This window comes from Aminobacter sp. P4_H6_2 (genome assembly GCF_056400805.1).
In genome coordinates, this window is record NZ_JBFUKO010000285.1 from 1 (window position 1) to 6,927 (window position 6,927).

At 64.5% G+C, this 6,927-nt stretch carries 11 protein-coding genes and 1 pseudogene; all 12 read left to right on the plus strand.

Annotated features, from left to right (window positions below; genetic code table 11):
- Positions 1–508: pseudogene (gene fliI, locus AC1DUU_RS19125) on the plus strand (flagellum-specific ATP synthase FliI); the annotation flags it as partial.
- Entirely contained in the window at positions 492–1,121 is a 630-nt protein-coding gene (locus AC1DUU_RS19130; protein ID WP_476784982.1) for a hypothetical protein, read from the plus strand. The pseudogene fliI and the gene AC1DUU_RS19130, both read left to right, overlap by 17 nt.
- A gap of 81 nt (positions 1,122–1,202) precedes the next feature.
- Complete coding sequence (gene flgB / locus AC1DUU_RS19135) at positions 1,203–1,583, plus strand: flagellar basal body rod protein FlgB (protein WP_476784983.1); 381 nt, start codon at positions 1,203–1,205, stop codon at positions 1,581–1,583.
- A 5-nt stretch (positions 1,584–1,588) separates the two neighbouring features.
- Positions 1,589–2,005 carry a flagellar basal body rod protein FlgC gene (gene flgC / locus AC1DUU_RS19140; RefSeq protein WP_476784984.1) on the plus strand — a complete coding sequence of 139 codons (417 nt, stop codon included), beginning with the start codon at positions 1,589–1,591 and terminating at the stop codon, positions 2,003–2,005.
- Positions 2,005–2,316 carry a flagellar hook-basal body complex protein FliE gene (fliE, locus tag AC1DUU_RS19145; RefSeq protein ID WP_476784985.1) on the plus strand — a complete coding sequence of 104 codons (312 nt, stop codon included), beginning with the start codon at positions 2,005–2,007 and terminating at the stop codon, positions 2,314–2,316. Before flgC ends, fliE begins: the two co-directional genes overlap by 1 nt.
- A gap of 11 nt (positions 2,317–2,327) precedes the next feature.
- Positions 2,328–3,116: a flagellar basal-body rod protein FlgG gene (flgG, locus tag AC1DUU_RS19150; protein ID WP_476784986.1), complete on the plus strand. Its 789-nt coding sequence runs from the start codon at positions 2,328–2,330 to the stop codon at positions 3,114–3,116.
- A gap of 5 nt (positions 3,117–3,121) precedes the next feature.
- On the plus strand, positions 3,122–3,595 hold the full coding sequence (gene flgA, locus AC1DUU_RS19155) for a flagellar basal body P-ring formation chaperone FlgA (RefSeq protein ID WP_476784987.1): 474 nt from the start codon (positions 3,122–3,124) through the stop codon (positions 3,593–3,595).
- Positions 3,592–4,824 (plus strand): flagellar basal body P-ring protein FlgI, encoded by a 1,233-nt coding sequence (locus AC1DUU_RS19160; RefSeq protein ID WP_476784988.1) that lies wholly within the window; start codon positions 3,592–3,594, stop codon positions 4,822–4,824. The genes flgA and AC1DUU_RS19160 overlap by 4 nt, the downstream gene beginning before the upstream one ends.
- A gap of 3 nt (positions 4,825–4,827) precedes the next feature.
- Complete coding sequence (locus tag AC1DUU_RS19165) at positions 4,828–5,427, plus strand: MotE family protein (RefSeq protein WP_476784989.1); 600 nt, start codon at positions 4,828–4,830, stop codon at positions 5,425–5,427.
- On the plus strand, positions 5,424–6,128 hold the full coding sequence (gene flgH / locus AC1DUU_RS19170; protein WP_476784990.1) for a flagellar basal body L-ring protein FlgH: 705 nt from the start codon (positions 5,424–5,426) through the stop codon (positions 6,126–6,128). Before AC1DUU_RS19165 ends, flgH begins: the two co-directional genes overlap by 4 nt.
- Positions 6,129–6,135: 7 nt before the next feature.
- Positions 6,136–6,630: a flagellar basal body-associated FliL family protein gene (locus AC1DUU_RS19175; RefSeq protein WP_476784991.1), complete on the plus strand. Its 495-nt coding sequence runs from the start codon at positions 6,136–6,138 to the stop codon at positions 6,628–6,630.
- On the plus strand, positions 6,627–6,927 hold a 301-nt coding region (locus tag AC1DUU_RS19180), incomplete at its 3' end, for an EscR/YscR/HrcR family type III secretion system export apparatus protein (RefSeq protein WP_476784992.1). The genes AC1DUU_RS19175 and AC1DUU_RS19180, both read left to right, overlap by 4 nt.

Consider the following 6,927-nt stretch of genomic DNA (forward strand, 5'->3'; position numbering starts at 1 on the left):
CGGCTATCCCGCGTCCGTCTTCACCGACCTGCCCAAGCTGCTTGAGCGCGCTGGCCCCGGCATGGAAGGCACCGGCTCGATCACCGCGATCATCTCGGTGCTCGTCGATGGCGACGACCACAACGATCCGGTCGCGGATTCCGTCCGCGGCATCCTCGATGGCCACGTCGTGCTCGACCGCTCGATTGCCGAACAGGGCCGCTATCCGCCGGTCAATCCGCTATCCTCGATCTCGCGTCTGGCCGGCAAGGCCTGGACTCCAGAACAGCGCCAGCTTGTCAGCAAGCTCAAGGCTATGATCTCGCGTTTCGAAGACACGCGCGACATCCGCCTGCTCGGCGCCTACCAGGCCGGCGCCGATCCGGAGCTCGATCTCGCCGTGCGCCAGGTTCCGGTGATCTACGAGGCGCTCGGCCAGTCGCCTGCCGATGGGCCTTCGCTAGATCCGTTCTCCGATCTCGCACGTCACCTGAAAGCCAAGGATAGAGCCCATGTTCAGGCGGAATGACCCGGCAAGCGTGTTCCTCGAAATGATCGGGAGCAAGGACAAGCCGCTCACGCTGCTCCAGCGCCTCGGCTTGAAGCGCTCGCCGCTGACCATCACCCCAAGGCGCGAAAAGCGCGACCGCAGCAGCGACTTCGTCATCGCTGGCCTCGGCATCGCGCTCGGTCTCACCTGCGCACTGTTTCCCTGGTATATCTTCTTCAACCAGGAGAAATTCGGCGTCCGCGCGATGAAATTCTCTGGCGGCGGCCAGAACCAGCAACCGATTCCGCTCGCCATGGGCCAACAGGTCAACCGCATAGGCGCGCCTATGTCGGTCGAAGATATTCCGCCGATGAAGCTCGACCTCTTTGCCACCGGCTCGCTGCGCCGCGACAAGGACGACGAGGTTGGCGTTCCGGGCGTTACCGAACAGCCCTTCCCCGGACCGAAGATCGAATTCAAGCTCGTTCATATCGCCAATGGCCGAGCCATGGTCGAAGACGATGCCGGCGTCTGGATCGTCCAGCGTGGCTCGCCGCTGCCCGACTCGAGCCGTGTCGCCTCGATCGAACAGCGCGACGGCAAATGGGTGCTCGTCACCTCGCGCGAAGAGGTCTTCCACGTCTCGCCTTGAGCTGGTTTTGCCGAAGGACCGCCGCGCAAGGCCCGCGCAAGACTGACGCAATAGTGTTTGGAAATCTGCTCGGAGATTTCCATGGACCCCGTCAACCTGTTCGATCTGGCCGCCCAGCAGGCACGCTGGCTTTCGGTGCGCCAGAACACCATCGCCGGCAACGTCGCCAACGCCAACACGCCCGGCTATCGGACCAACGACATCGAGCCCTTCGAGCGCGTGCTTGACCGTTCGCGCGTCGCCATGGCGTCGACCCAGAAGGGCCATCTCACCGGTGGCGCCACCGAAGCAGGCTACGCGGTCAAACCCGAAGAACCCAAGCACGCGGTCCTGCCATCCGACAATACGGTGGCGGTCGAAGACGAGCTCATGAAAGCCGGCGAAGTCCGCCGTTCGTTCGAGCTCAACACGGCCATCGTCAAGGCCTTCCACCGCATGATCATGCTCAGCACAAAGGCCTGACAGGGATGGATCCGCTCGTTTCAGCACTTAAGGTCGCAGGCTCCGGTCTCGGAGCCCAGTCCGAACGCCTTCGCATCGTTTCGGAAAACCTTGCCAACGCCCAGTCTACCGGCAACACGCCYGGTGCCGACCCCTATCGCCGCAAGACCGTGAGCTTCGCTGCCGAGCTCGACCGCGCAACCGGCGCTTCAACCGTCGAGATCGCCTCGATCGGCCATGATCAGTCGGCGTTTCCGCTGGAGTTCCAGCCCGGCAACGAGGCCGCCGACGCCAGCGGCTTCGTCAAGATGCCCAACGTCAATGTCATCATCGAAATGGCCGACATGACCGAGGCCAACCGTTCCTATGAAGCCAACCTGCAGGTCATCAAGCAGGCGCGCGATCTCATTTCCATGACCATTGATCTTATGAGGAGCCAGTAATGATCGGCAGCATCAGCCCACTCGGCACGCAGCTACTGAGCAAGCCGACGAGCGTCGTGCCCGAGGCTGGCGCAGCCGCAGCTGGCGGCGTCGGCTCGTCCTTCGCGGCAGCCCTTGCGGACGCCGCCGCACAGACCAAGGCCACCTTGCACAAGGCAGAGCAGCTCTCGCTTTCCGGGCTTCAGGGCAAGGCCGACACCCGTGAGGTTGTCGACGCGGTGATGAGTGCCGAGCAGGCGCTGCAGGCGGCCGTCGCCATCCGCGACAAGATCGTCACGGCATATCTCGAAGTCAGCCGCATGGGCATCTGAGGAACATTCCGATGAAAGCGCTAGCCATTGCCGCTACGGGCATGAATGCCCAGCAGACCAATCTCGAGGTGATCGCGAACAACATCGCGAACATCAACACCACCGGCTACAAGCGCGCCCGCGCCGAATTCTCCGATCTGCTCTATCAGGTCGACCGCCTGCAAGGTGTGCCCAATCGCGCCAATTCGGCGATCGTGCCGGAAGGCGTCAGCATCGGCCTCGGCGTCAAGACGGCGGCCGTGCGCAACGTCCACATCCAGGGCGGCCTGACCAGCACCACCAACGAGTTCGACCTCGCCTTGTCAGGCAAGGGCTGGTTCCAGATCGAAGGTGCCGACGGCCAGACACTCTACACCCGCGCCGGCTCGTTCAACAAGAACGCCACCGGCCAGCTGGTCACCGTCGACGGCTTCAACGTCGTCCCGGCGATCACCGTGCCGCAGGATGCGGTCGAGGTCATCGTCAACAATTCCGGCCAGGTCTTCGCCCGGCTCGACGGCCAGGCAGCGCTCCAGCCGCTGGGCGACCTGACGCTTGCCAACTTCGCCAACGAAGCGGGGTTGATGCCTCTCGGCGACAATCTCTTCCAGGAAACCGAAGCCTCGGGTGCCGCCAATGTCGGCGTGCCTGGCGATCCCGGCTACGCCACGATCAAGCAGGGCTACCTGGAAAACTCCAACGTCGACCCGGTCAAGGAAATCACCGAGCTGATCTCGGCGCAGCGCGCCTACGAGATGAATTCCAAGGTCATTCAGGCGGCCGACGAAATGGCCGCTGTCGTCTCCAAGAACATCMGGTGAGCATCATGCGGCGACGGAACGCCCTCCTCCATATCCGCACGGCGGTCCTCGCGTTCGCCATGCTTGGCAGCGCAGCGATGGCCGCCGAACAGGAGGTGGTGCTCGTTCCCAACCGCGTCATCTACCCCGGCGAAGCGATCGCCTTGTCCGCGCTCAAGGAAGTCACGCTCAAGCCGGGCAAGGTTCGCCCGGACGCGGTCGCGACGCTTGCCAAGGAGCTCGACGGCAGGGTTGCCAAGCGCACGCTGCTGCCCGGCCGCTATATTCCCGTCAATGCGTTGCGCGAGGCCTGGCTGGTCGACCGCGGCGCCTCCGTCCAGGTCGTGTTCGCCGCGGGTGCTCTCCTGATCTCGGCTACCGCCGTCACGCTCGAACCGGGTGCTGCCGGCGACCTTGTCAAGGTCCGCAACATAGACAGTGGCAAGGTCCTCAGCGGCACGGTCATGGCCGACGGCTCGATCCACGTGGGTGCCATATGATCCGCAGACTGTTGCTCGCGGCAGTTGCCGTTCTTGGCCTCCAGAACGCTTACGCCGACGGTCCCGACGGCGTTCCTGCCTCCGAGCTGGCAGCGCGTGCCGCCAAGGCTGGCGGCGATGATGGCTTTGGCAGCGGTGGTGACGGCGGACGGCAGACCACGCTCAACAGCGGCGGCGCGCATCTCATCAATGTCCGCATCAAGGACGTCGCCTCACTGCAGGAATCCCGCGACAACCAGCTTGTCGGCTACGGCCTCGTCATCGGCCTGCCGGGCACCGGCGACAGCCTGCGCAACTCGCCCTTCACCGAACAGTCGATCCGCGCCATGCTCGAAAATCTCGGCATCGCCTCGGAGGACGGCCGCCTGCGCGTCAAGAATGTCGCTGCGGTGGTTGTCACGGCCAACATGCCGGCCTTCGTGCAGTCCGGCGCCCGCATCGACGTCAACGTCTCCTCGCTCGGCGATGCCACAGCGATTTCAGGCGGCACGCTGGTGATGACGCCGCTCAAGGCGCCGGACGGCGAGATCTATGCCGTCGCCCAGGGCTCGCTGCTGGTCGGCGGCTTTGCCGCGCAAGGCAATGCCGAAAAGGTGATCCAGGGCGTTCCGACCGCCGGCCGCATCCCCAACGGCGCCATCGTCGAGCGCGAGGTCAAGGCCCGCTTCGGCGACGAGAACGTTCTGACGCTGCAGCTCTTCAATCCCGATTTCTCGACAGCGGTGCGTATCGCTGACGCCGTCAACGACTATGCCCGCCACCGTTTCGGCAAGCGCGTGGCCGGCGAGCAGGACTCGCGCACCGTCGTCATCCGCAAGCCCGAAGGTGTGTCGACCGCGCGCTTTTATGCCGAGCTCGAAAACCTGATGGTCATGTCCGACACCCCGGCCCGGGTCGTCGTCGACGAGCGCACCGGCACCATCGTCATCGGCAACGAGGTCAAGATCTCGCGTGTCGCCATCAGCCACGGCACGCTTACGGTCCGCATCACCGAGCAGCCGCGCGTCGTCCAGCCCGAGCCGTTCGCGCGCGGCCAGACCGCGATCGAGGACTTCACCGTCATCGAGACGGAGCGTCCCGACTCCAAGCTGGCCATGCTCGACGGCCCCGACCTGCAGACGCTGGTCGCCGGTCTCAACCGCCTCGGCGTCAAGCCGGACGGCATCATCGCAATCCTCCAGGGCATCAAGTCGGCAGGCGCGCTGCAAGCCGACCTGGTGGTTCAATAGGCCATGGCCATGACAACAAGCCATTTCCAGATGTTCTACCGCCAGGCCCTCCCCGTAGCGGCACTGGCCATCGTCCTTGCCGGYGGCGGCTTGGCCCGCGCCGAACAGATGCTCGTTCAGGGCACGCCCACCCAGGTCATGCCGCGCGAGGTCAAACCGCAAGTTTCACCCGAGCACACCGCGACAATCCCGCCAAACACGGTCGAGCCGAGCGAAGTCGAGCGCTTCTGCTCCAACATCGCCGACGCTGCCCGCGACCGTCGCTACGCGCTTCAGGCCGAAGAGCTGAAGAAGCTCCAGGCCGAAGTCGACAAGCGCATTGCAATGCTCGAGGAGCGCAAGACTGAATACGAGACATGGCTGAAGCGCCGCGAGGTCTTTTTGGCCCGCGCCGAAGAAGGCGTCGTCCAGATCTATTCGCGCATGAAACCCGATGCCGCCGCTGAGCGCCTGGCGGTCATGAATATCGACCTCGCCGCCGCCATTCTGATGAAGCTCGACGCCCGCAAGTCCAGCGTCATCCTCAACGAGATGGAAAGCAAGTCGGCGGCCGAGCTGACCCGCATCATGGCAAGCGCATCCCGCCGGGAAGACCCAACATGACCAGAAAAGTCCTTCTCGCGGCCATGCTCGCAAGCCTCGCCGGCTGTGCCACCGACCTCAAGGAAATCAACAAGGAGCCGACCATGTCGGCGGTTGGTTCCGGCATCGAGGACGGCAGCTCGTCAATGTACCGCTACCCGGAATCGCCCTCGGCGCCGCCCAAGCGTTTCTCACTGTGGCAGGACAAGCAAAGCCGCATGTTCACCGACCCGCGCGCGCTCCAGGCTGGCGACATCCTCACCGTCAGGATCGAGATCGACGACAAGGCCCGCTTCAAGAACGAGTCCGAGCGCCAGCGCACGTCGAGCCGTGGCCTGGGCATGGGCCTCGACCTCGAATGGGACGGGGCCGGCACCAGCGGCTCGGCGGATGGAAACATCGACTCGAAAACCAAATTCACAGGCGACGGTGCCACCGCCCGTTCGGAGAAACTCAACCTGCTCGTTGCCGCCGTCGTCATGGAAGTGCTGCCTAACGGCAACATGATGATCCGCGGCTCGCAGGAGGTCCGCGTCAACGCCGAGCTGCGCGTGCTGACCATCGCCGGTATCGTGCGCCCGACCGATATCGGCCCGCACAACACCATTCCTTACGAGCGCATCGCCGAAGCCCGCATCTCTTATGGCGGTCGCGGCCGCATCTCCGAGGTCCAGCAGCCGCCCTACGGCCAGCAGTTCCTCGATCAGGTCCTCCCCTTCTAGGTCGGTCATGTCAGCAGTAGAACAGCCCCCCGCAGCAAAACCCGGCCGGTCACTGGTCATCCAGATCGGCATCCTGCTGATGATGACCTCGGCGGCCATCGGCATGGGCTGGCTGTCCGGCGGYTATCTCAAGGGCGAAGCCAAGCCGGCCGAACAGGTGGCCGCTGAGACGGCAAAGCCGCATGCGCCCAACAAGGACGCCAGCGATCCTGCAGCAGCCGGCACGTTGGTGCAGCTCCCCACCATCACCGCAAATCTCGCCGCGCCCGACACCATGTGGGTGCGCCTTGAGGTCTCGCTGGTGCTCGACGCGCCGCAACCGCCCGACCTCGCCGATCGCGTCCACCAGGACCTGGTTGCCTTCGTGCGCACGCTCAGGATCCATCAGATCCAGGGCGCCAGCGCTTTCCGCCATCTCAAGACCGACCTCGACGAACGCGCCGCGATCCGCAGCGACGGTCACGTCAAGGAAGTCCTGATCAGAACGTTGCTGTTTGAATGAAAAAGTTCCTGGCCACCGCAGCCATCCTCGCGGGCACCGCCCTGCCCGCGGGCGCGCAGCAGCTCGACCTGAGCGCGCTGGGCAACACCGACGGCGCCACCATCGGCTACATCATCCAGATGTTCGGCCTGCTGACCGTCTTGTCGGTGGCGCCGGGCCTGTTGATCATGGTGACGAGCTTCACGCGGTTCATCATCGCGTTTTCGATCCTGCGTACCGGCATCGGCCTGCAGTCGACTCCCGCCAACCTGATCCTCATCTCGCTGTCGCTGTTCATGACCTTCTACGTCATGGCGC

Bases quoted from the DNA above. Each gene is read 5' to 3' on its own strand.
- AC1DUU_RS19130 (WP_476784982.1), top strand. From the start codon at position 492: ATGTTCAGGCGGAATGACCCGGCAAGCGTGTTCCTCGAAATGATCGGG.
- flgB (WP_476784983.1), top strand. From the start codon at position 1,203: ATGGACCCCGTCAACCTGTTCGATCTGGCCGCCCAGCAGGCACGCTGG.
- fliE (WP_476784985.1), top strand. From the start codon at position 2,005: ATGATCGGCAGCATCAGCCCACTCGGCACGCAGCTACTGAGCAAGCCG.
- flgA (WP_476784987.1), top strand. From the start codon at position 3,122: ATGCGGCGACGGAACGCCCTCCTCCATATCCGCACGGCGGTCCTCGCG.
- AC1DUU_RS19160 (WP_476784988.1), top strand. From the start codon at position 3,592: ATGATCCGCAGACTGTTGCTCGCGGCAGTTGCCGTTCTTGGCCTCCAG.
- flgH (WP_476784990.1), top strand. From the start codon at position 5,424: ATGACCAGAAAAGTCCTTCTCGCGGCCATGCTCGCAAGCCTCGCCGGC.